The organism is Kocuria sabuli (assembly GCF_040981185.1).
Classification (GTDB): Bacteria; Actinomycetota; Actinomycetes; order Actinomycetales; family Micrococcaceae; genus Kocuria; species Kocuria sabuli.
Genome location: NZ_JAVHZE010000005.1, coordinates 46084 through 68200, shown reverse-complemented (window position 1 = coordinate 68200; position 22117 = coordinate 46084). Strand labels below are relative to the sequence as shown.

17 protein-coding genes are annotated in these 22117 nt (G+C 72.2%); 12 read left to right on the top strand and 5 right to left on the bottom strand.

Annotated elements, in window-relative coordinates; all coding sequences use genetic code 11:
* The first annotated feature begins 102 nt into the window (after positions 1 to 102).
* The 8 genes from RE027_RS07135 to RE027_RS07100 all read left to right on the top strand — a co-directional run bounded on the left by RE027_RS07135 (position 103) and on the right by RE027_RS07100 (position 10266).
* Entirely contained in the window at positions 103 to 1626 is a 1524-nt protein-coding gene (locus tag RE027_RS07135; protein WP_368807562.1) for a sugar ABC transporter ATP-binding protein, read from the top strand.
* Positions 1623 to 2675 carry an ABC transporter permease gene (locus RE027_RS07130; protein ID WP_368807561.1) on the top strand — a complete coding sequence of 351 codons (1053 nt, stop codon included), beginning with the start codon at positions 1623 to 1625 and terminating at the stop codon, positions 2673 to 2675. Before RE027_RS07135 ends, RE027_RS07130 begins: the two co-directional genes overlap by 4 nt.
* The gene (locus tag RE027_RS07125) at positions 2668 to 3729 is read left to right on the top strand and encodes an ABC transporter permease (RefSeq protein ID WP_368807560.1); all 1062 of its coding nucleotides are present in this window, start codon (positions 2668 to 2670) and stop codon (positions 3727 to 3729) included. The genes RE027_RS07130 and RE027_RS07125 overlap by 8 nt, the downstream gene beginning before the upstream one ends.
* 59 nt (positions 3730 to 3788) lie before the next feature.
* On the top strand, positions 3789 to 4841 hold the full coding sequence (rhaS, locus tag RE027_RS07120) for a rhamnose ABC transporter substrate-binding protein (protein WP_368807559.1): 1053 nt from the start codon (positions 3789 to 3791) through the stop codon (positions 4839 to 4841).
* 138 nt (positions 4842 to 4979) lie between these two features.
* Positions 4980 to 5492: an L-rhamnose mutarotase gene (locus RE027_RS07115; protein ID WP_438612420.1), complete on the top strand. Its 513-nt coding sequence runs from the start codon at positions 4980 to 4982 to the stop codon at positions 5490 to 5492.
* Positions 5489 to 6661, top strand: coding sequence for an L-rhamnose isomerase (gene rhaI, locus RE027_RS07110; protein ID WP_368807558.1), 1173 nt, complete (start codon positions 5489 to 5491; stop codon positions 6659 to 6661). The genes RE027_RS07115 and rhaI overlap by 4 nt, the downstream gene beginning before the upstream one ends.
* A 55-nt stretch (positions 6662 to 6716) precedes the next feature.
* The gene (locus tag RE027_RS07105; RefSeq protein ID WP_368807557.1) at positions 6717 to 8774 is read left to right on the top strand and encodes a bifunctional aldolase/short-chain dehydrogenase; all 2058 of its coding nucleotides are present in this window, start codon (positions 6717 to 6719) and stop codon (positions 8772 to 8774) included.
* A 28-nt stretch (positions 8775 to 8802) separates the two neighbouring features.
* Positions 8803 to 10266 (top strand): rhamnulokinase, encoded by a 1464-nt coding sequence (locus tag RE027_RS07100; protein WP_368807556.1) that lies wholly within the window; start codon positions 8803 to 8805, stop codon positions 10264 to 10266.
* A gap of 143 nt (positions 10267 to 10409) precedes the next feature.
* Here the strand turns inward: RE027_RS07100 and RE027_RS07095 are convergent, their stop codons facing one another.
* Genes RE027_RS07095 through RE027_RS07085 form a run of 3 tightly spaced genes read right to left on the bottom strand, consistent with a single transcriptional unit; the run spans position 10410 to position 13508 of the window.
* Positions 10410 to 11915: a tripartite tricarboxylate transporter permease gene (locus tag RE027_RS07095; RefSeq protein ID WP_368807555.1), complete on the bottom strand. Its 1506-nt coding sequence runs from the start codon at positions 11913 to 11915 to the stop codon at positions 10410 to 10412.
* A gap of 1 nt (position 11916) precedes the next feature.
* A complete protein-coding gene (locus tag RE027_RS07090) occupies positions 11917 to 12489 on the bottom strand; it encodes a tripartite tricarboxylate transporter TctB family protein (RefSeq protein ID WP_368807554.1) in 573 nt (190 codons plus the stop codon).
* Complete coding sequence (locus RE027_RS07085; protein ID WP_368807553.1) at positions 12486 to 13508, bottom strand: tripartite tricarboxylate transporter substrate binding protein; 1023 nt, start codon at positions 13506 to 13508, stop codon at positions 12486 to 12488. Before RE027_RS07085 ends, RE027_RS07090 begins: the two co-directional genes overlap by 4 nt.
* Positions 13509 to 13758: 250 nt before the next feature.
* Here RE027_RS07085 and RE027_RS07080 point away from each other — a divergent pair, with 250 nt between their 5' ends.
* From RE027_RS07080 to RE027_RS07070, 3 genes are all read left to right on the top strand, one after another.
* Entirely contained in the window at positions 13759 to 14118 is a 360-nt protein-coding gene (locus tag RE027_RS07080; protein WP_368807552.1) for a universal stress protein, read from the top strand.
* A 3-nt stretch (positions 14119 to 14121) separates the two neighbouring features.
* Positions 14122 to 15372, top strand: a complete 1251-nt coding sequence (locus tag RE027_RS07075; protein WP_368807551.1) for an MFS transporter — start codon at positions 14122 to 14124, stop codon at positions 15370 to 15372.
* A 171-nt stretch (positions 15373 to 15543) separates the two neighbouring features.
* Positions 15544 to 16779, top strand: a complete 1236-nt coding sequence (locus RE027_RS07070; protein WP_368807550.1) for a heparan-alpha-glucosaminide N-acetyltransferase domain-containing protein — start codon at positions 15544 to 15546, stop codon at positions 16777 to 16779.
* 61 nt (positions 16780 to 16840) lie between these two features.
* On the opposite strand, the gene RE027_RS07065 is transcribed toward RE027_RS07070, so the two are convergent.
* Together RE027_RS07065 and RE027_RS07060 are read right to left on the bottom strand one after the other, a co-directional pair.
* Entirely contained in the window at positions 16841 to 18358 is a 1518-nt protein-coding gene (locus tag RE027_RS07065) for a sensor histidine kinase (RefSeq protein ID WP_368807549.1), read from the bottom strand.
* A complete protein-coding gene (locus RE027_RS07060) occupies positions 18358 to 19107 on the bottom strand; it encodes a response regulator transcription factor (protein WP_368807548.1) in 750 nt (249 codons plus the stop codon). Before RE027_RS07060 ends, RE027_RS07065 begins: the two co-directional genes overlap by 1 nt.
* A 336-nt stretch (positions 19108 to 19443) precedes the next feature.
* Here RE027_RS07060 and RE027_RS07055 point away from each other — a divergent pair, with 336 nt between their 5' ends.
* Positions 19444 to 22023, top strand: a complete 2580-nt coding sequence (locus RE027_RS07055; RefSeq protein ID WP_368807547.1) for a rhamnogalacturonan lyase — start codon at positions 19444 to 19446, stop codon at positions 22021 to 22023.
* Positions 22024 to 22117 lie beyond the last annotated feature (94 nt).

The window sequence follows — 22117 nt, the reverse complement described above, 5'->3', positions numbered from 1 at the left end:
CTGTTGACGCGGTTTTTGAGGGGTGCTTATGATCTGGCTCACAGGCTGATTGAAACGATTCATTCGGCCGACGACCGAGCCCTCTTCGCAAAGGTGCACACCATGGACGTTGCAGCCCACCCGGAGAGCCTCCCCGTGCTGTCGCTGCGGGGAGCGCTGAAGACCTTCGGACCGGTCGTCGCCCTCGCGGACGGCACCGTCGAGCTCCGGGCCGGCGAGATCCACGCGCTGTGCGGGGAGAACGGTGCCGGGAAGTCCACGCTGGTCAAGATCCTGGCCGGGGTGCACGCCCCGGACGCCGGCGAGTTCTCGGTGGCCGGAGAGCCGGTGTCCTTCCGGAGCGTGTCCGACAGCAAGGCGGCCGGCATCTCGGTGATCTACCAGGAGCCCACGCTGTTCCCCGACCTGTCGGTGGCCGAGAACATCTACATCGGCCGGCAGCCCCGGAACCGGCTCGGCCTCGTGGACCACGCGCGGATGCGCCGGGACGCGGCGGGGCTGTTCGACCGCCTCGGGGTGGAGCTGGATCCGGCCCGCACGGCCGAGGGGCTGTCCATCGCGGACCAGCAGATCATCGAGATCGCCAAGGCGATCTCCCTGGACGCCCGGGTGCTGGTGATGGACGAGCCCACGGCAGCGCTCTCGGGCCGCGAGGTGGACCGCCTGTTCACCGTGGCCCGTGCCCTGCGGGAGGGCGGGGCTGCGATCCTGTTCATCTCCCACCGGTTCGACGAGGTCTTCGCGCTCTCCGACCGGATCACCGTCATGCGCGACGGCCGCTACATCGCCACGCACCGCACCGCGGAGACCACCGTGGAGGACATCGTGCGGGACATGGTCGGGCGCGACATCGACGCCCTGTTCCCCAAGTTCGAGGCCGAGATCGGCGAGCCCGTGCTCACGGTCAGGAACCTGGAGCGCCGGGGGGTGTTCGCGGACATCGGCTTCGAGGTCCGCGCCGGGGAGATCGTGGCCCTGGCCGGGCTGGTGGGGTCCGGGCGGACCGAGGTCGCCCGGGCGGTGTTCGGCATCGACGCCTACGACGCCGGCACCGTCGAGGTCGCGGGCCGGCCGCTGAAGGCCGGGAACCCGAAGGCGGCCATCGGCGCCGGCATCGGCTTCGTGCCGGAGGACCGCCGCAAGCAGGGACTCGTCATGGACCTCTCGGTCGGGCGCAACGCGACCCTGACCCTGCGCGAGAAGTTCACCCGCCTGGGTCTGATCGACGGGCGGGCCGAGTCCGACGCCGCCCGGGAGTGGACCCGGAAGCTGCAGGTGAAGACCTCCTCCCTGCACCAGCCGGTCTCCACGCTGTCGGGCGGCAACCAGCAGAAGGTGGTGCTGGCCAAGTGGCTGGCCACCGGGCCGAAGCTGCTGATCATCGACGAGCCCACCCGCGGGATCGACGTGGGGACCAAGAGCGAGGTCCACCGCCTGATCTCCGAGCTGGCCACGCAGGGCCTGGCCATCCTGATGATCTCCTCCGAGCTCCCCGAGGTGCTGGGCATGGCGGACCGCGTGCTGGTCATGCACGAGGGCCGCATCACCGCCACGCTCGACCGGGCCGAGGCCACGCCCGAGACCGTCATGCACGCCGCCACCGGAGCCACGGAGGACCACCGATGAGCACGCCCCTGGACCAGAGACCGGCCACCGCTCCTGCACCACGGGCCGCGCACGGCGAGGGCAACCGGTTCTCCCGGCTGCTGAAGCAGCGGGAGCTGCCGGTGATCGTGGCCCTGGTGGCGCTGGTCGCCTACACCAGTGCCAACAACCCGGCGTTCCTCTCGCCGCAGGGCACGAAGGACCTGCTGCTCAACGCCACGATCATCGTGATCCTCGCCGCAGGGCAGGCCATGGTGATCATCACCCGCAACGTCGACCTCTCGGTGGGCTCCGTGCTCGGCCTGGTCGCCTTCGGCACCGGCACCGTCTTCTCGATCGCCCCCGAGGTGCCCATTCCCCTGGTCTTCCTCGGCGGGATGCTCTTCGGGGCTCTGCTGGGTGCCGTCAACGGCGCCCTGGTCACCTTCGCCAAGGTCCCGGCCCTGGTGATCACCCTGGGAACGCTCTACATCTTCCGCGGCCTCAACAACGCCTGGGCGGGCGGCACCCAGTACTTCGCCGGCGACCGCCCCGCCGAGTTCGGTGCCCTGTCCGTGGACACCGTCCTGGGCATTCCCGTCATCACGGTCCTCGCCCTGGTGGTGGTCGTCGCCGTCGCGGTCTTCATGGGCGGCACCCGCCCCGGGCGCGATCTCTACGCCATCGGCTCCGATCCGGACGCCGCCCGGCTCTTCGGCATCCCCGTGGCCAGGCGCACCCTCACGGTGTTCATCGCCAACGGTGCCCTGGCCGGGCTCGCCGGCGTCCTCTACACGAGCCGCTTCAACGCCGTCGGCGCGACCACCGGTGCCGGCCTGGAACTGGACGTGGTGGCCGCCGCCGTGGTGGGCGGTGTGGCCATCTTCGGCGGCAGCGGCACGATCCTCGGAGCCGCCATCGGCGCGGTGCTGCTCAACACCATCACCTCCTCCCTGACCGCCCTGCAGGTGGACAAGTTCTGGCAGCAGGCCATCGTCGGCGTCCTCATCCTCGCCGCCATCCTCATCGACCGCCTGGCCGGCCTGCGCCGGGCCAAGCACCTTCGCGAGAAGGAGGGACGTCATGTCTGAGACCGTCACCGCCGTCACCACCGCCGACACCTCGAAGCCCCTGCCCGACGACTCCGTGACCGGACCCCGCTGGTGGGCCGGGCGCGACGCCGTCATGATCTACCTGCTCGTGGCCTTCCTCGTCTTCGCCGCGATCGCCGTCCCCCGCTTCGCCACCCCCGTCACCGTCGGGTTCCTCCTGCTCGACGTCGTGGCGGTCCTGCTCATCGCCATGCCGATGACGCTGATCATCATCACCGGGGAGATCGACCTCTCCGTGGCCTCCATCGCCGGGATGGCCAGTGCCGTCCTGGGCGTGCTGTGGGCCGGGGGCATGGGCATCTGGGCGGCGGTCGCCGTCGCCGTCCTCTGCGGGCTGGCCGCCGGGGCCCTCAACGGGGTGCTGATCGCCTACCTCGGCCTGCCCTCCCTGGCCGTGACCATCGGCACCCTGGCCCTGTTCCGGGGCCTGGCCCTGGTCATCATCGGCGACAACGCCGTGGCCGACTTCCCCGTCGAGATCACCGCCCTGGCCTCCGCCCGCCTGGGGGTCACGGGCATCCCGCTCGTCATGTTCCCCGTGGCCCTGCTCGTGGTGCTCACCGGGCTGGTGCTCCACAGGACCGCCTTCGGTCGCGGGCTCTACGCCATGGGCTACAGCAAGGACGCCGCCCGGTTCGTCGGCATCGACGTCAACCGGTCCAAGTTCCTGCTCTACCTCACCAGCGGCCTCGTCTCCGCCGCCGCGGGGATCTTCTGGACCTTCCGCTACACCTCCGCGCGCTCCGACAACGCCTCCGGACTGGAGCTGACGGTCATCGCCGCGGTCCTGCTCGGCGGGGTCTCCATCTTCGGCGGCAAGGGCACCGTGCCCGGCGTCGTGGCCGGCGTGCTGCTCATCGGTGCGCTCAACTACGCCCTGCGCCTGGACCGGGTCTCCGACGTCGTCCTCGTCACGGTCACCGGCCTGCTGCTCATCGCCTCGGTCGTCGCCCCCAGCATCGGCGCGGCCGTCGGGAAGTGGCGGCACACCCGCAGGCTCCGGAGAGACCGGGCCCTCCCGTCCCCTGCCTGACCACCGTTCTCATCCACTCACCGTCGGCCGGGACCGTCCCGGCAAGGAAGGAACTACCCATGTTCTCCACCCGATCCCGCGCCCGGCGCGTCACCGGTCTGACGGCTCTGGCGATGGCCGGCACCCTGACCCTGTCCGCCTGCGGCGGCTCCACCGAGGCAGGAGGTGAGGGCGGCGGCGAGGCCGTCACCGACGCGGCCATCACCTTCATCCCCAAGCAGCTCAACAACCCCTACACCGACGTCGTGCTCGGCGGAGGCCAGGAGGCCGCCGAGACCGCCGGCTTCGCCGAGGCCAACGTCGTCGGCCCCCTGGAGGCCTCGGCCTCCAGCCAGGTCACCTTCATCAACGCCGAGACCCAGGCGGGCACGGACGCCATCGCCATCGCCGCCAACGACCCCGACGCCGTCTGCGGGGCCCTCGGGGAGGCGCGCTCGGCCGGCGCCAAGATCGTCGCCTTCGACTCCGACACGAACCCCGACTGCCGCGACCTGTTCGTCAACCAGGTCAACTCCAAGGACGTCGCCCTGATCCAGCTGGAGATGATCTCCGAGCAGATCGGCGGCGAGGGCAAGATCGCCATCCTCTCGGCCACCGCCAACGCCACCAACCAGAACGAGTGGATCAGGTTCATGGAGGAGGAGCTGGCCTCCAACCCCGAGTACGAGAACATCGAGCTGGTCGCCAAGGTCTACGGCGACGACGACGACAACAAGTCCTTCCAGGAGGCCCAGGGCCTCCTCCAGGCCCACCCGGACCTGGCGGGCATCGTTTCCCCGACCACCGTCGGCATCGCCGCGACGGCCCGCTACCTCTCGACCTCGGAGCACAAGGGCGAGGTCGCCCTGACCGGGCTCGGCCTGCCGAACGAGATGCGCTCCTTCGTCGAGGACGGCACCGTCACCGAGTTCGCGCTCTGGGACCCGGCCCAGCTGGGCGAGGTCGCCGCCCACGCCGCCAAGGCCCTGGTGGACGGCACCATCACCGGTGAGGCCGGCGAGACCTTCACCGCCGGCGAGCTGGGGGAGCGCACGATCGAGGACGGCGGCATCGTCGTCGTCGGTCCGCCGACCGAGTTCAACGCCGACAACATCGGCGACTACGACTTCTAGTCGCCGCAGTCCCGGTGCAGGGAGCCGCTCCCTGCACCGGGAGGCCAGCGGTCCGCCGCCGCGTCCCTCCCCGGCAGCGGGCACCGCCACCTGATCCTCCGTTCCCCCCGCCGCCCCGAGACCCCGAGGAACCCCGCCATGACCCGTCGTCCCCCCGACCCACGGCTCCACCCGACCGCCGCGTCCTCGCCGCCCCCCGGGAACGGTGGGACGGAGATCGCCCACCCCGGTGCCCCGGGCCCGACGGACGCAGGGCAGGGGACGACGACGGAACGTGTCTGCTTCCGGCTCCAGGTCAAGCAGCAGCATCTGGCCGAGTACACCCGCCGCCACGCCGCGGTCTGGCCGGACATGCTCCGTGCCCTGAAGGACACCGGCTGGCACAACTACTCGCTCTTCCTGGGCGAGGACGGCCTGCTGATCGGCTACCTCGAGACCGAGGACCTGGCGGCCGCCCTGGCCGGCATGGCCGCCACCGAGGTCAACGCCCGGTGGCAGGCCGAGATGGCCCCGTTCTTCGAGGACCTCGACCTCCCGCCCGACCAGGGCTTCCTCCGTCTGGCCGAGGTGTTCCACCTCGAGGACCAGCTCATCGCCCTGTCCGCCGACGAGGCCGGCACCGACCACCCGCACACAGGAGAGAACTCATGACCGACACACTTCCCGCCTCCGTCCAGGACCGGCTGGCCTCCCAGGCCATCGAGGTGCCCTCGTGGGCCTACGGCAACTCGGGCACCCGGTTCAAGGTCTTCGGCACGCCGGGCACGCCGCGCACGCCCGAGGAGAAGATCGCCGACGCCGCCGTGGTGCACCGCCTGACCGGCCTGGCGCCGAAGGTGGCGCTGCACATCCCGTGGGACCGGGTCGACGACTTCGGCGCCCTCCGCCGCCACGCCGAGGACCTCGGCGTGGCCATCGGGACGATCAACTCCAACACCTTCCAGGACGACATCTACAAGTTCGGCTCGCTCACCCACGTGGACCCGTCCGTGCGCCGCACGGCGATCGAGCACCACCTGGAGTGCATCGAGGTCATGGACGCCACCGGTTCGAAGGACCTGAAGATCTGGCTGGCCGACGGCACCAACTATCCCGGCCAGGGTGACATCCGGGGTCGCCAGGACCGCCTCGCCGAGTCGCTGCAGGCGATCTACGACCGGCTCGGCGAGGACCACCGCATGGTGCTGGAGTACAAGTTCTTCGAGCCGGCGTTCTACCACACGGACGTCCCGGACTGGGGCACCAGCTACGTGCACTGCGCCGCGCTCGGGCCCAAGGCCACCGTCTGCCTCGACACCGGACACCACGCACCGGGAACCAACATCGAGTTCATCGTCGCCCAGCTGCTGCGGCTCGGGAAGCTGGGCTCCTTCGACTTCAACTCCCGGTTCTACGCGGACGACGACCTCATCGTCGGCGCGGCGGACCCGTTCCAGCTCTTCCGGATCATGGTCGAGGTGGTCCGCGGGGGAGGACTCGACCCGGAGACCGGCGTGGTGTTCATGCTCGACCAGTGCCACAACGTCGAGGAGAAGATCCCCGGCCAGATCCGCTCCGTCCTCAACGTCCAGGAGATGACCGCCCGCGCGCTGCTGCTCGACCGGGCGGCCCTGACCGCCGCCCAGGACGCCGGGGACGTGCTCGGGGCCCACCAGATCCTGATGGACGCCTTCTACACCGACGTCCGGCCCGCGCTGGCCGCCTGGCGGGAGTCCCGCGGGCTGCCGGCCGACCCGATGGCCGCCTACGCGGCCTCCGGCTACCAGGACTCCATCGCCGCCGACCGCGTCGGCGGCGCCCCGGCCGGCTGGGGCGCCTGAGCCGCCTGCCGCACCACGTCCCGACGCACATCCACCGAACACGAGGAACTCCACCATGACCCATTCCGTTGTCGACACCACGCACTCCGTCGTCGAAGCCCTGATCGAACGCTCCAACCGGCTGGGCGCCGACCCCAAGAACACCAACTACGCCGGCGGGAACACCTCCGCCCAGGGCACCGCCACGGACCCGGTCACCGGCGAGGACGTCGAGCTGCTGTGGGTCAAGGGCTCCGGCGGGGACCTCGGCACGCTCACCGAGCAGGGCCTGGCCACGCTGCGCCTGGACCGCCTGCGGGCCCTGGTGGAGGTCTACCCCGGCGTCGAGCGCGAGGACGAGATGGTCGCCGCGTTCGACTACTGCCTGCACGGCAAGGGCGGGGCCGCCCCGTCCATCGACACGGCCATGCACGGGCTGGTCGACGCCGCCCACGTGGACCACCTGCACCCGGACTCCGGGATCGCGGTCGCCACCGCCGCCGACGGGGAGCGGCTGACCGCCGAGATCTTCGGGGACAAGGTCGTGTGGGTGCCCTGGCGCCGTCCCGGCTTCCAGCTGGGCCTGGACATCGCGGCCGTCAAGGAGGCCAACCCCGAGGCGATCGGCTGCATCCTGGGCGGCCACGGGATCACCGCCTGGGGCGATACCAGCGAGGAGGCCGAACAGAACTCGCTGTGGATCATCCGTACCGCCGAGGCCTACATCGACCGGCACTCCTCGGGCGAGCCCTTCGGTCCGGTCCTGGACGGCTACGGGGCCCTGCCCGAGGGGGAGCGCCGGGCGAAGGCCGCGGCCCTGGCCCCGGTGGTCCGCGGGCTCGCCTCGCACGACCGCCCGCAGGTGGGCCATTTCACCGACGACGCCCGCGTGCTGGAGTTCCTGGCCGCCGCCGAGCACCCCCGCCTGGCCGCCCTGGGGACCTCCTGCCCGGACCACTTCCTGCGCACCAAGGTCAAGCCCCTGGTCCTCGACCTGCCGGCCGGCGCCCCGGTGGAGGAGTGCGTGGCCCGGCTGAAGGAGCTGCACGAGGCCTACCGCGCCGACTACCAGGCCTACTACGACCGCCACGCGGGCCCGGACTCACCGGCCATCCGCGGCGCGGACCCGGCCATCGTGCTCGTGCCCGGCGTCGGGATGTTCTCCTTCGGCAAGGACAAGCAGACCGCCCGGGTGGCCGGCGAGTTCTACCTCAACGCAATCAACGTGATGCGCGGGGCGGAGGGCATCTCCTCCTACGCGCCCATCGACGAGGCCGAGAAGTTCCGCATCGAGTACTGGGCGCTGGAGGAGGCCAAGCTGGCCCGCATGCCGAAGCCCAAGCCGCTGGCCACCCGCATCGCCCTGGTCACCGGGGCCGCCTCGGGCATCGGCAAGGCCATCGCCACCCGCCTGGCCGCCGAGGGCGCCTGCGTGGTGATCGCCGACCTCGACCTCGAGAAGGCCCGCGCGGCCGCCGCCGAGCTCGGCGGCCCGGACGTGGCCGTGGGCGTGGCCGTCAACGTCGCCGACGAGGCCGCCGTGCAGGCGGCCGTCGACGAGACGGTGCTGGCCTTCGGCGGGCTGGACCTGGTGGTCAACAACGCCGGACTGTCCCTGTCCAAGCCGCTGCTGGAGACCACCGAGGCCGACTGGGACCTGCAGCACGACGTCATGGCCAAGGGCTCCTTCCTGGTGTCCAAGAACGCCGCCCGGGTGCTCATCGCCCAGGAGCTCGGCGGGGACATCGTCTACATCTCCTCGAAGAACTCGGTCTTCGCCGGGCCCAACAACATCGCCTACTCGGCCACCAAGGCCGACCAGGCCCACCAGGTGCGCCTGCTGGCCGCCGAGCTGGGCGAGCACCAGATCCGCGTCAACGGGATCAACCCCGACGGGGTGGTCCGCGGGTCGGGCATCTTCGCCGGGGGCTGGGGCGCCAAGCGCGCGGCCGTCTACGGGGTGCCCGAGGAGGAGCTCGGCGCGTACTACGCCCAGCGCACCCTGCTCAAGCGCGAGGTGCTGCCCGAGAACGTCGCCAACGCGGTCTTCGCTCTGACCGCCGGGGACCTCTCGCACACCACCGGTCTGCACGTGCCCGTCGACGCCGGCGTGGCCGCCGCCTTCCTGCGCTGATGCCCGGTCCGCGGCGGAGGAGACGACCATGACGAGAACAGTGGCGGCGGTGGACCTCGGAGCGACCAGCGGACGGGTCGTCCTGGGGGCCGTCGACGACGGGCGGCTGCGCCTGCGCCATGTCGCCCGCTTCCCCAACCAGCCGGTGCGCCTGCACGAGGGGCACGGGGCCGGACTGCACTGGAACATCACCGAGCTGCACCGGTGCCTGACCGCCGGGCTGGCCCAGGCCCTGCGGGATGAGGACGACGTCGCCTCGATCGGGATCGACTCCTGGGCGGTCGACTACGCCCTGCTGCGGGACGGCCGGATGCTCGGGGTGCCCTACCACTACCGGGACGAGCGCACCGCCGCCGGCGTGGAGGCCGTGCACGGGCAGGTGCCCCCGGAGGAGCTGTACGCCCGCAACGGGCTGCAACACCTGCCCTTCAACACGGTCTTCCAGCTGGCGGCCGACCGCGCCCGCGGCGACCTGGACGTCGCCGACCGGATGCTCCTGGTCCCGGACCTGATCGCCTACTGGCTCACCGGGCAGCAGGTCGCCGAGGCGACCAACGCCTCCACCACCGGGCTGCTCGACGCCCGGACCCGGCAGTGGGACACCCGGCTGATGCACCGGCTCGGCCACGCCCGGGACCTCTTCGCCCCCGTCGTCGCCCCGGGGAGCACGATCGGCGAGCTGCTGCCCCGGGTCGCCGTCGAGCTCGGGGCGGGGCCGGGACTGGCGGTCACCGCGGTGGGCTCCCACGACACCGCCTCCGCCGTGGTCGCGGTGCCCGCGACCGACGGGGAGTCGGCGTTCATCTCCTCCGGCACGTGGTCGCTGGTCGGGATCGAGCTGGACTCCCCGGTCCTGACCGCGCAGAGCCGTGCCGCCAACTTCACCAACGAGGGCGGCGTGGACGGGCGGGTGCGGTACCTGAAGAACGTCTCGGGGCTGTGGCTGCTGTCCGAGTCGATGCGCACCTGGGACGGGCCCGGGAGCACTGACGCCCAGCGCACCGGCGACCTCGCGGCACTGCTCGCCGAGGCCGCCGCGGTCACCCGGCCGGTGCCCGTCTTCGACGCCACCGACGACCGGTTCACCGCCCCCGGGGACATGCCCGCGCGCATCACCGCCTGGTGCGAGGAGCGCGGTCTGGAGCCCCCGCGCACCCGCGCCGAGGTCGTGCGCTCGATCCTGGAGTCGCTGGCGGCCGCCTACGCCACCACGGTGGAGCAGGCCGAGGAGCTGTCCGGGCGCACCATCCGCACCGTGCACATCGTCGGCGGGGGATCGCAGAACGCCCTGCTGTGCCAGCTCACCGCCGACCGGACCGGCCGTCCCGTCCTCGCCGGTCCGGTGGAGGCCACCGCCGTCGGCAACGTCCTGGTGCAGGCCCGCGCGGCGGGCCTGGTGACGGGGAGCCTGGAGGCGCTGCGCAGCATCGTCGCCGCCACGTTCGAACCCGTCCGCTACCAGCCGCGGACCGTTCCGGCCGCCGCGCGCTGAACGGAACGGCCGGGCAGCCACGGGCCCTCGGCACGCCGAGGAGGACCGCTGCCGGCCCGGTGACGTCCGGGCCGCCACGACGAGTGCCGCCCCGCCCCGGGGATCCCGGGGCGGGGCGGCACTCTGGTGCAGGGGTGGTGGGGCTACACGTCCCGGCGGGACCGGTTCACGATCTTGGACCGCACCGTGAGCGCCAGCACGATGAACAGCAGGCCGTAGAGCACCAGCGGGATGGGGCCGGACACGAACACCGAGTAGTCGCCGTTGGAGGACAGCAGGGCGTCGCGCATGCTGGTCTCGGCCAGCGGGCCCAGCACCATGCCGATCATCAGCGGGGCCAGGGGCACGCCGTGGCGGCGCATCACGAAACCGATCAGCGCGATACCCAGCAGCAGCAGCAGGTCGAAGACCGCCCCGGAGGTCGCGTAGACGCCGAGCCCGCAGAACACCGTGATCCCGGCGTAGAGGTAGGGCTTGGGGATCAGCAGCAGCTTCGCCCACAGCTGGGCGAAGGGCAGGTTGATGATCAGCAGCACGACCATCGCGATGAAGAAGCTGGCCAGCAGCGCCCAGACGAGCTCGGGGGCGCGGTCGAACAGCAGCGGGCCCGGCTGAAGGCCGTACTGCTGGAAGGCGGCGAGCATGATCGCCGCGGTGGCGGAGACCGGCAGGCCCAGGGCCAGCAGCGCGCCCATCGCGGTGCCGGTGGTGGCGTTGCCGGCGGCCTCGGGAGCGGCCAGGCCGCGGATCGCGCCCTTGCCGAAGGTCGGGTTCTTCCGGCGGCGGTCGATGCGCCGCTCCACGTCGTAGGAGATGAACGTGGGGATCTCGGCGCCGCCGGCGGGGATGACGCCGAAGGGCAGGCCGATCGCGGTGCCGCGGGCCCAGGCCGGAGCGGCCTCCTTGAGCTCGGCGCGGGACAGGAACGGGCGTCCCGCGGCGGAGATCTGCATGGCGGCGGGGTCGCGGCGGATCCGGGAGGCGACGAAGAACACCTCGCCCAGGGCCAGGATGGCCACGGTGACGGTGACCAGGGAGATGCCGTCGAACATCTGCGGGACCCCGAAGCTGAAGCGCTCGGTGCCGGAGATCGAGTCGATGCCCACGGTGGCGAAGCCCAGGCCCAGGACCAGGGCCGCCAGGCCCTTGACCGCCGAGTCGGAGACCACCGAGGAGGTGGCGATGAAGGCGAAGACGGCGAGGGCGAAGAACTCGGCCGGGCCGAAGTTCGCGGAGAAGTCCGCCAGCGCCGGGGCGAGGAAGACGACGACGCAGGCCGCGATCATGCCGCCGATGAAGGCGCCGATCGCCGCGGTGGCCAGCGCCTGCGGGGCCCGGCCGTCCTTGGCCATCTTGTGGCCCTCGAAGGTGGAGGCGATCGCGGAGGCCTGTCCCGGGGTGTTCATCAGGATGGCCATGGTCGAGTCGCCGAACATGCCGCCGAAGTACACACCGGCGAACATGATGAAGGCGGCCGTGGGGTCCAGGGCGAAGGTCATGGGCAGCAGCAGGGCCACGGCCATGGAGGAGCCCAGGCCCGGGAGCACGCCCACGGCGGTGCCCAGGAGGCAGCCGATGAGGACCCACAGCAGGTTCATGGGGGTCAGCGCGCCGGCGAAGCCGCCGGCGAGCAGTTCGAGTGTCTCCATGTCAGAAACCGCCTCCCAGGATGCCGGACGGGAGGTTCAAACCCAGGCCGGCGGAGAATGCCAGGTAGATCGCGCTGGACAGGACCAGGGCGAGCGAGATGTCGAACAGGGCACGGCGGCTGCCGAAGCCGCGGGCCACGGCCCAGAACAGCAGGGCGGCGGCGAGGATCCAGCCCAGGACCTCGATGGTCAGGGCGAAGACCAGGAACCCGGCCACGGACCAGATGACCGCGGACCAGTCCGAGTGCGTCCGGTACGTGCGCTCCGAGAGCTCCTCGGGATGCTCGGGGGAGCGCAGGTAGTGGAGCACGAGCAGGACGGCCAGGGCGTAGCCGGCCACCATGAGGATGCCGGGGAAGAACTTCGGGCCCGGGAAGTCGGTGCCCTCGGGCACCTCCATGGTGAGGATGCCGAGCAGCAGGTAGGTGCTGAAGGCCGTCAGCAGCAGCGGCACGACCAGCCCGCTGCGGCCGTCCCACCAGGACTTCCGTCCGGCCGGTGCGGCGGCGGGGCCGCCGGGGGGATCGCCCTGGCCGTGGCCTGCGATCCCGGGGGTCGTCGTCGATGTGCTCACAGGTCCAACTCCTCGATGAGGGCCTCGATCTCGGCCCGGTCTTCCTCGATGAACTGCTCGAACTCCGGGCCGGTCAGGTAGACGTCCTGCCACTGGTTGCGCTCGAGGGCCTCCCGCCACTCCGGGGTCTCCACGGTCTCGGCGATGATGGCCTGCAGCTCGGCGTACTCCTCGTCGGTGATGCCGGGAGGCGCCACCATGCCTCGCCAGTTCGTGATCTCGACGTCGTAGCCCTGCTCCTTGAAGGTCGGGGCGTCGACGCCCTCGAGCGGCTCGGGCGCCGCGATCCCCAGGATCTTCAGGCGCCCGGCCTCGACCTGGTCGGCGAACTCGGTGTAGCCGGAGGTCGCCGCCACGGCGGTGCCGGAGGAGACCGTCTGGATCGCCTCGCCGCCGGAGGTCTTCGGGATGTAGGTGATGTCCGCGGGGTCGATCCCGGCCTGGAGGGCCAGGTCCGCGATGATGAGGTGGTCGATCGACCCGGCCGAGCCGCCCGTGAACGGGAACGCCTTCGGGTCCTTCTTCCAGGCGTCCACCAGGTCGTCGAGCGTGTCGTACGGGGAGTCGGCGGGCACGACGAGCGCGTCGTACTCCTCCGCCATGCGGGCGATCGGCCGGACGTCGTCGAGGCCCACCGGCGAGTCGTTCAGCGCGACACCGCCCAGCATGACCGTCCCCGTGGACATGATCGTGCTCGCCTGGCCCTCCATGGTGGTGAGCTGGCCCAGGCCGATGGTCCCACCGGCTCCCGGGATGTTGACCACCTGGGCGTTGTTGACGATGTTGTTCGTGCGCATGGCCTGCTGCTGCTCGCGCACGAAGGTGTCCCATCCGCCGCCGGCACCGGCCGGGGCGATCAGGGTCATGTTGGCGCGCAGGTCAGACCCTCCGCTCGCGGCCTGGATGGACGAGAACGAGGCCACGCCGATCACAGCGGCGGCGGCGACGCCGTAGACGGCCATGGCGACGGGGTGCTTGCGGCGGGTGCCGGACCGGGCCTGATCTGGTGGTGAGCTCACGGGATCAACTGTCCTTGGTCGAGGTCGGGGAATGTCGAGGATGGGGAATACTGGGCTCTGGGCGAGCCGCTCACCCGACCCTAAGTGATCCCCGTCACGTGTCGGCCCTTGATGGCCTTTTCGTGCGTACTGATCGTTGTGCAGGTTCTGCGCATTCTGCTCACGCCGTGAGAGACGCACGTCACAGGTTCGGCCGTAGGGTGGACCTCGCTCTGTTCGTCCGACCCTCACACCCGCCCCGGAGGCCCCCATGACCGTCGTCGTCGCCCGTACCAGCACCCCCGAGGGCGAGGCCGCGCTCGCGGCCTCGCTCGAGGAGGCCCGGCGCCGCCAGGAGGACCTGCTGGTCTTCAACCTCGAGGGCACCCAGCTCGACCCCGAGGGCAGCGAGCTCGACGGCGTGCCCGTCACCTTCCGCACCCCCGACGCCCGCAACCGGGACGCCGTGGGCGAGCTGCTCGACGCCGCCGAGCAGGTGGACGCCTCCGCCGTGGTGATCGGCGTGAAGCACCGCAGCCCCGTCGGGAAGCTGCTGCTCGGCAGCGCGGCCCAGCAGGTCCTGCTCGAGGCCAACGCCCCGGTGATCGCGGTCAAGCCCCGGCGCGCCTGAGGCATGCCGGCGTCCTCGGGGCCACGCTCCGGGGCGTGGCTGTGGTTCCTCGTGGCCGGCGCGCTGCTCACGCAGACCGCGCTGAACCTGGTCCGGCCCGTCACCACCTACAAGCTGCTCTCCCTGGAGGCCGACTCCGTGACGATCGGCCTGGTCACGGCCGCCTACGCGGTCCTGCCCCTGGCCACCGCGATGTGGCTGGGGCGGATGACCGACCGGGTGCGGGACCTGCGGACCATGGTGATCGCCGGCGCCCTGGTCCTGGCCCTCGGGGCCGGGGGGCTGGCCGTCGCACCCACCGTGGCGCTGGTCGCCACGGCGAGCGCCCTGCTCGGCATGGGCCACCTGCTGTTCACCATCGCGGGCCAGTCCGCGGTCGCCCGGTTCTCCCCGGAGGACCAGCTCGACAAGGGCTTCGGCTGGTTCACCGCCGCGTTCTCCGCCGGGCAGCTGCTGGGCCCGCTGCTGGCGGGCCTGCTGCTGGGCTCGGGCAACGACGTCGACTCCCCCGAACGGGTCGCCGACATCACCCTGTCGCTGTGGCTCGGAGCGGGGCTGTCCCTGCTCGTGGTGCCGCTGATGCTCCTGCGCCTGCGCGCGACCGGTGCGGAGCGCGGACGCACCCGGGCCGACGACGCCGTGCCCGCTCCCGTCACCGGTGAGCTGGAGGTGGTCCAGGACCCGGTGCCGCGCGCCTCGATGCTCCGGATCCTGCGGGTCCCGGGGATCCCGTCCCACATGCTGGCCTCGCTCTCGCTGCTGGCGATGCTCGACATCCTCACCGCGTTCCTGCCGCTGGTGGGCGAGCGGGCCGGGGTCTCCCCGGCGTGGATCGGCGTGCTGCTGGCCGTGCGCGGCGGCGCGTCGATCCTCTCCCGCGTCCTGCTGCCGTGGCTCGCCCGCCGCATGTCCCGCAGGGCCCTGCTGCTGGTGAGCCTCTACGGCGCGGGCGTGACCCTGGCGGCGCCGCCCCTGCTGATCACCGTGCCGTGGCTGGCGGCGCTGTTCCTGTTCGTGGGCGGGTTCTGCCTGGGCCTGGGCCAGCCGCTCACCATGACGCTGGTGTCCACCGCGGTGCCCTCGACGTGGCGGGGCTCGGCGCTGGCCGTGCGGCTCGTCGGCAACCGCGTGGGGCAGGTGGCCATGCCCCTGCTGGCCGGGCTGGTCGCGGCGCCGCTGGGCCCGGCCGGCGCCATCTGGTCCACGTGCGCGGTGCTGCTGGTCAGCGGGCTGGAAAAGTCCCTGCGGCGCTGACCTCCACCCCTGGAGGGCGGGAGCTCTCGCGCGGCGGCTTCTACAGCCCCGGCACAGGATCGCCACAACGGCGGCACAATCGTGCCTGGTCGGATGGGGGACGAGAGGGCCCGAGGGCCCGGGCCGGCGGGCGGGACCTGTCGGCACGTCCGACAGGAAGAGCGCGCCAGCATGGTCAACGTCCACCACCCCGCCGCCGGGGCACCGCCGTCCGCAGAGGCCCCGGGGCTGCCCCTGATCCGGAAGCCACGGCTCGTGGGCGTCGACGCCGCGCGGGGGCTCGCCCTGCTCGGGATGATGTCGATCCACATCCTGCCCGCCTGGAACCCCGAGACCTACGAGCCCACCCTCCAGTGGCAGCTGTTCGCCGGGCGCGCCGCGGCCCTGTTCGCGCTGCTCGCCGGGGTCGGCCTGGCGTTCTCCTCCGGCGGGCGCACGCCCCACCGGGGCCGGACCATGACCGGCGACCGGGCGGGGCTGCTCGTCCGGGCCGTGCTGATCACCGTGCTGGGCCTGCTCGTCAACCAGGTCATGCCGGAGGACCCGCCCGCCTACGACATCCTGCTCTACTACGGGATGTTCTTCCTCCTGGCCGTGCCCTTCCTGCACCTGCCCGCACGGACCCTGTTCGTCCTCGCCGGGGTGGCCGCCGTGGCCGGCCCCGTGCTGATGCAGGCGCTGCGGGACGTGCTGCCCGCGCTGGAGGTCTACAACCCCACCGTGACCGACGTGCTCTCCGACCCCGGGACCGTGCTCTCCCAGGTGCTGCTCACCGGCACCTATCCCGCGCTCCCGTACCTGGCCTACCTGCTCGCGGGGATGGGCATCGGCCGGCTCAACCTGCGGTCGCTGCACGTCCAGGGCCGGCTGCTCGGCGCCGGTCTCGTCCTGGCCGTGGGGGCCTGGCTGGTCTACTGGGTGCTGGTCCTGCAGTCCGGCGGCTACGACCACCTGATGAGCTCCACCCCCTGGCTGGGCGAGGAGCAGATCGACGAGATCATCATCTGGGGCCCGGACCCCGTCCTGCCCACGACGACGTGGTGGTGGCTGCTGATCCCCGGCCCGCACACCAACACCCCGGTGGCGATCCTGTACGACCTCGGCTCCGGCGCGGCCGTGCTGGGCGCGTTCCTGCTGGTCGCACGGAAGGCCGGGGCCTGGCTGCTGCCGCTGGGCGCCATGGGCTCCATGACGCTGACCCTCTACACGGCGCACCTGCTGGCCCTGGCCGCCATGCTGCACTACGAGGTGCCGCTGCTGTGGTTCCTCATCCACGCGGGCGTTGCCGCGCTCTTCGCGGTGGCGTGGCAGCGCGCCTACGGACGGGGCCCGCTGGAACAGGGCGTGGCGTGGGTGGCCGGCGCCGGACGCGGGCTCGTCCTGGGCGCCGGGCGCCGCGAGGCGTAGTCCCTGGAACGGCGGTCCCCGGGGCACTCGCCCCGGGGACCGCCGTTCCGGCGCCCTCGGCTCAGCCGTGCTGCCGGGGCAGACGGACCGTGAAGACGGTGCGACCCGGGCGGGAGTCCACGGCGACCTCACCGCCGTGGGCGGTGACCACGGAGCGCACGATGGACAGCCCCAGCCCGGTGCTGCCCTCCCGGGAGGCCCGGGAGGTGTCCAGGCGGGAGAAGCGCTCGAAGAGCTGGTCCTGGAACCCCGCCGGGATGCCCGGGCCCTCGTCGGCCACACCGGCCTGGGCCCACCCGTCAGCGGTGCTGACCGTGGCGGTGACCGCGGTGCCGGGCGGGGTGTGCTTGCGGGCGTTGGAGAGCAGGTTGGCCAGCACCTGGCCCAGCTGGGCGGGATCGGCGCGCACGAGCACCGGTTCGGCGGGCACGTCCAGGGACCAGACGTGGTCGGGCCCGGCGGCGGAGGCGTCGGTGAGGGCCTCGAGCATCAGCTCGGCCAGGTCGGCCTCGCGCATCTGAGGGGCCCGGCCCTCGTCCAGGCGGGCCAGCAGCAACAGGTCCTCCACCAGGGCGCTCATCCGCAGGGCCTGCTGCTCGACCCGTCCCAGGGAGGCCCGGCCGTGCTCGGTGAGGGGTTCGGTGAGCTGGAGCATGTCGGTGTAGCCGCGCACGGCGGCCAGGGGGGTGCGCAGCTCGTGGGAGGCGTCGGCGACGAACTGGCGCAGCCGGGTCTCGGAGCGCTGGCGGGCGGTGAGGGCGGAGTCGACGTTGCCCAGCAGCAGGTTCAGGGCGTGGCCGACCTCCCCGACCTCGGTGCCCGGCTCGGCCAGGGCGGCGGGCAGGTGCTGATCGGCCAGGGAGACCTCCCCGGAGCCCAGCGGCAGCGCGGCCACCCCGGCGGCCGCGGCCGAGACCTCTTCCAGCGGCCGCAGCGACCGGCGCACGACGACGGTGCCGGCCACCGCCGTGGTCAGCAGCGCGAGGAGGCTGCCCACGGACATGGTGGCCACGAGCTCCCCGACGGTCTCGTCCAGGGACGCGGTGGGCAGCCCGACCACGAGCACCTGCTCGACGTCCCGGGGCAGGGCGACCGACTCCACCCGGTACTCGCCCACCGACAGCTCCACGTCGGTCAGCCGCCCCTGCTCCGTGCCCACGGAGCGGCGCCGGTCCCCGAAGCCGCGCTCGGCCGGGGTCTCGGCCTCGAAGGCACCCGCCGCGCGCAGGGCCTCGACGTCCTCGTCGGGCAGCGGCTGGGCCTCCCCGGACTCGGCGCGGTGGGCCGCCGAGGTCACCTCCCCGTCCTGCATCGCCACCACCAGGATGCCCACCGGCTGTCCGGGCGCGTCGAGCGGGTCCCGGTCCCGGGGCGCGTCGGGCCGGGTGAAGGTGATGGCGCGCCCGGTGGCCTGGCGCAGGGACCCGTCGAGCCGCTCGGCGAGGTCCTGCCGGGTCAGCTCGACGATGGTCGCGCCGAGCACCAGGAGCACCAGGGCCAGGATCGTCAGGACGCCGGCGATCAGCCGGGTGGCCAGGCGGCGGCGGGGCCGCGGTGCGGTCGGGCGGCCGTGCGTCATCAGGGGGCGGGCTTGATGACGTAGCCGGCCCCGCGCACGGTGTGGATCATCGGGGCCCGGCCGGCGTCGATCCGCTTGCGCAGGTAGGAGATGTAGAGCTCCACGATGTTGGCCTGCCCCGAGAAGTCGTAGTGCCACACCGCGTCGAGGATCTGGGCCTTGGACAGCACCCGGCGCGGGTTCTCCATCAGGTAGCGCAGCAGCTCGAACTGGGTGGTGGTCAGCTCCACCGCCTCCCCGGCCCGGGTGACCTCGCGGCTGTCGATGTTGAGCACGAGATCGCCCACCACCAGCGTGTTGCTGTCCTGGGCGGCGGCCCCGGAGCGCTGGACCAGCCGGTGCAGCCGGATGAGCACCTCCTCGATCGAGAAGGGCTTGGTCACGTAGTCGTCCCCGCCCGAGGCCAGGCCCTCGATCCGGTCCGCGACGGTGTCCTTGGCGGTGAGGAACAGCACCGGGACCTCGGGGTAGGACTGGCGGATCCGGGACAGGACCTCGATCCCGTCGAGGCCCGGCAGCATCCGGTCCAGCACCAGCACGTCCGGGGCGAAGTCGCGGGCCTGGGCGACGGCGTCGTAGCCCTCGTGGGAGATCCTCGCCTGCCAGCCGCACATGCCCACGCCCATGGCCACGAGGTCGGCCAGGGCCGGCTCGTCGTCGACGACCAGGACCCGGATCGGGGAGCCGTCCGGGTGGGTCAGGCGGGGCAGGACCTCGGTGAGGGCGGTGAAGCTGGAGGCGTTGGACATGGAGGGCTCCCGGTTCCGGGCGGACGGCGGTGACAGCACCACTGTGCAGGACCAGGGTAGGCACAGCTCCTGTGCACGCTGTGCGCAGGCTGTGTCGTGCCGTGGTGGCCCACAGCGGAGCCCCACGCCGCACGCACATCCGGCAGTCGCCGCCCGCTCCGTCCGGCGGGTGCGGAAACCGGTAGCGGCACGACCACCGCTGCCGGTCGGTGGGACACCCTCGGTTTTCGCACACAATGGAGGAAAACGCTTTCCATGTGATGTGAACCACTGCTACGCTCGGCGGCACCCCCACCGGTGACAGCACCCGATCCGGGTCCCCAACGAAGGGCTGCCATGCTGATTCCCCCCGTCAGAGTCCACCCGCGCCCCCTGATCGCCGGAGGAGCCGTGGCCGCGCTGCTGTTCGTCGGGATCCCCGCCTCCGCCGGTGGTGCCCCGGTGGCGCCCGCGGAGGCGGGCACGCCGTCGCTCCAGCTCGAGTACCTGGACCGCGGTCTGGTCGCGGCCCCCACCACCGAGGGCATCTTCCTCAGCTGGCGGCTGCTCGGCCACGAGGTGACCGGGCACTCCGACGAAGGCATGACCGGCCCAGACTTCCGGGTCTACCGGGACGGCGAGCTGGTCGCGACCGTCACCGACAGCACGAACCACCTCGACACCTCGGGCGGTGCGGAGTCCGGATACCGCGTCGCCGCCGTCGTGGACGGCGTCGAGGTCGACGTCAGCGCCGAGGTGCGCCCGTGGGGCGAGGCCCACGGCGAGATCCCGCTGCAGCGTCCCGCCGACGGGATCACTCCGGCGGGCGAGTCCTACACGTACTCGGCCAACGACATGAGCGTGGGCGACGTGGACGGCGACGGCGAGTACGAGTACGTCGTCAAGTGGGACCCTTCGAACTCCAAGGACGTGTCCCAGAAGGGCTACACGGGCAACGTCTACATCGACACCTACCAGGCCGACGGCACCCTCCTGCACCGCATCGACCTGGGGGTCAACATCCGCGCCGGCGCGCACTACACCCAGTTCCTCGTCAACGACTTCGACGGCGACGGCCGGGCCGAGATGATGTTCAAGACCGCGCCCGGCACCCGGACCGTGACCTACGACGACGGCCGGCCGGTGGGCGAGCAGTTCATCACCCTGCCGGCCGAGGACGTCGCCGCCGGCCACGCGCACGACGACGACCACCGGATGAGCGCCGCCGACTACGAGGAGCACCTCGTGCAGATGTTCCTCGGCTGGCACGAGCACCCCGAAGTGGTGGCCGGCAACTGGCCCGCCACCCTCGAGGACGCCTTCGGCATCGAGCCGCGCTACGACTATCCCCTCGGCCGCGCCGACGCCGAGGCGCTGGCCGACCACTTCATCGACGTCCACGCCCCCGGGCGCAGTGCCCGCAACGATCTGCGCAGCTTCGAGGGGTTCGTCCTCACCGGCCCGGAGTACCTCACCGTCTTCGACGGTGCCACGGGCCGCGAGCTGCAGACCGTCCACTACGAACCCGGCCGCTCCGACGACGGGCTCATGTGGGGCGACTACGCCATGGCCCGCATCGAGCCCGCCAACCGGGTCGACCGCTTCCTCGCCGGGGTCGCCTACCTCGACGGGAGCAGGCCCTCGGCGATCTTCGCCCGGGGCTACTACACCCGCTCGGCGGTCGCCGCCTACGACTGGGACGGGAAGCAGCTGAGCCGGCGCTGGATCGCCGACAGCGGCTGGACACCGATGGACAACCCCTTCGACGCCAGCCCGCACGGTGTCCCGGGCACCGACCCGGAACTCGGCGCCCTCGCCGGTCAGGGGTTCCACTCCCTCAGCGCCGCCGACGTCGACGGCGACGGCAAGCACGAGATCGTCTACGGCTCGGCCACGATCGACCACGACGGCTCCCTGCTCTACAGCTCCTCCGACCTGCTGCCGGAAGGGAGCACGGCGCCGGGCGAGCCGGCGGTCCTCGGCCACGGGGACGCCATGCACGTCACCGACATCGACCCCGACCGCCCCGGCCTGGAGATCTTCACCGTCCACGAGGGCGGCGCGTCGGCGCCCTACGGGATGGTGCTGCGCCAGGCGGAGGACGGAAAGGTGCTCTTCGGGGCATACTCCGGCCGGGACACCGGCCGCGGCATGATCGGTGACGTCCTGCCGGAGTCCCGCGGGATCGAGTCCTGGGCCAGCATGCCCGGTGGATCCGACGCCCTCGGAGTGCACAGCGCGACGGGCGAGCGCCTCTCCGGGACGGTCCCGGGCACCAACCAGAGCATCCGGTGGGCCGCGGACATGACGACCCAGCTCGTCAACGGCTCCGGGGACCGGGACGTGACGATCGACGACTGGACGCACGGGCGGCTCCTCACCGCCGAGGGCACCCGCTCGAACAACGGCACCAAGGGCAACCCCGCTCTCGTGGCCGACGTGCTGGGCGACTGGCGCGAGGAGCTGCTGGTGCGCACTGCCGACAGCTCGGCGATCCGCATCCACCTCAGCACCGAGGTGACCGACCGCAAGATGTACACGCTCATGCACGACCCGCAGTACCGGGCCGAGGTCGCCCGTCAGCAGACGACGTACAACCAGCCCTCCTATCCGGGCTTCTACCTCGCCTCGGACGTCGACTGGGCCGAGGTGCCGGTGCCGCACTACCGGGCGCCCGGTGCCCTGCCGGCCCTGGACCGCGCGCTGCAGGACTCCATCGCGGACGGCACGGTGACCGGTCCCACCGCGAAGCAGCTCACCAACGCCCTCGGCACGGCCCGGCACCACCTCGATGCGGACCGGACGGCCCAGGCCGTCGACGCCCTTGAGCGGTTCCGGCGGCACCTGGACGCCCCGGGAAGGCCGGACGCGCTGGATCCCGCGGCGGCAGAGGCCCTGCGGCACCAGGCACGCACGGTCGTGGCCATGCTGTCCTGAGCCCGTTCACCCCCCGGCCCGGTCCGGACGTGCGGCGCTCGGGGCCGTTGCGCTCCGTCGAGGTCGGGCGGGGCACAGCAGAACGCCCGTGCGC